This is a genomic window from Lelliottia jeotgali, from assembly GCF_016771845.1.
Taxonomy (GTDB): Bacteria; Pseudomonadota; Gammaproteobacteria; order Enterobacterales; family Enterobacteriaceae; genus Enterobacter; species Enterobacter jeotgali.
Genome location: NZ_JAENMQ010000025.1, coordinates 1 through 1,320 on the forward strand (window position 1 = coordinate 1; position 1,320 = coordinate 1,320).

Here is a 1,320-nt window from a genome sequence, read left to right on the forward strand (position 1 = left end):
GAGGGTCTTCCCCGATCATGGTGGGAAGGCTCAGAACGCCATATTCAGCTTTCCGTAGTGGAACATCACCCCCAGTTTAAAGCGCTCCCGGTTTCGGTATCCCCTGGCTTTTATCCTCAGCAGCCTGATCTTGCTGTTAAGTGCCTCCGCATTTCCGTTTGAGACACTGTGTCGCATCGCATTCAGGGTCCCGTACAGCCTTTTTCCTATCGTTTTCGCGGCATTTTTCATCATGGGAACGTCACTGTTAGCCGCCAGCGCCAGCCATCTCTGCCAGTCACTCCGTCTTTCCTCGCTCCATGGCCTGTTCCAGATATCTTTTGCCAGCTCTTTCAGCGTCCAGCACTGGCTCGTCAGCTTCATCTGTGCACGCAGCCACATCAGCTTTTCCTGCCGGGATTCGGTCATCCACTTATCGCTGTACTGCCACAGGAAGCGGGTTCCTTTTGCCTGGCGTCGGCTTTCAACAGGGAGGTGCGGATGTTCATTCTGACGGGTTTTATCAACTACCTCGCCCAGTTGCTTCGCCACATGGAAGCGGTCAAAGGCGATTTTCTCAACCGCGTTGGGTAAGTGGATACGCGCTGCCCTTATATAGCCTGCATTCATGTCCATCGAGAGTGTTTTTATGGTCAACAACTGGTTGTCCGTAAGTGTACGTAGATAACTGGCAAGGCTCTCAGTTCCGCGATCATCTGTTAAGGCCAGCGCTCGCCCGTCGCGATCGGAGATCACCGTTATATACCGATGCCCTTTTTTAAAGGCGACCTCATCCACATTCATATGACGGGCGGATAATGGCTTTTTTATCCTGGCAAGTCCTCGCTTAACTCCCCGGGTCATAATGCCGTCAACCGCATTCCAGCTCAGCTTAAGTTGCTTCCTGACAGCATCAACGGTACTGATTTTCAGCCATGAGAGAACGAACGATTCGAACAGTAGCGTATACCGGCTACCGGGTCCCGCCCACGGAACCGGCAGGGTCTGGCATCCATGTTCCGGACACATAATGCGGGGAACATCGGCTTCAACGAGCGTGGTGAATTGGCAGGTATCAAGGTGGCGCCATTTGCGGCGACGGTGATCGTGGACAGGGCAGGATTTACCGCAGGTCGGACAGGCTGGCCGGGTGTTTTCAGCGATCTCGACAGTGACAGTAACAGAACCGGCATTTTCATCGAGAGAAAGGGATTTCACCTGCCACGGAGCGGACAGGTTAAGAATATGAGCGTAGAGGGACTTTTCGTCCATAGCGGTGACCTCTGGCGATTAAATACACCATCATCATGCCTTCAGCCACCACAACAAGGGAAGACCCAT

1 protein-coding gene is annotated in these 1,320 nt (G+C 53.3%); it reads right to left on the minus strand.

What is annotated here, in order from left to right:
• Positions 1 to 30: 30 nt before the first annotated feature.
• On the minus strand, positions 31 to 1,251 hold the full coding sequence (locus JBO43_RS22830; protein ID WP_202675169.1) for an ISL3 family transposase: 1,221 nt from the start codon (positions 1,249 to 1,251) through the stop codon (positions 31 to 33).
• Positions 1,252 to 1,320: the final 69 nt, after the last annotated feature.

Bases quoted from the DNA above. Each gene is read 5' to 3' on its own strand.
- JBO43_RS22830 (WP_202675169.1), bottom strand. From the start codon at position 1,251: ATGGACGAAAAGTCCCTCTACGCTCATATTCTTAACCTGTCCGCTCCG.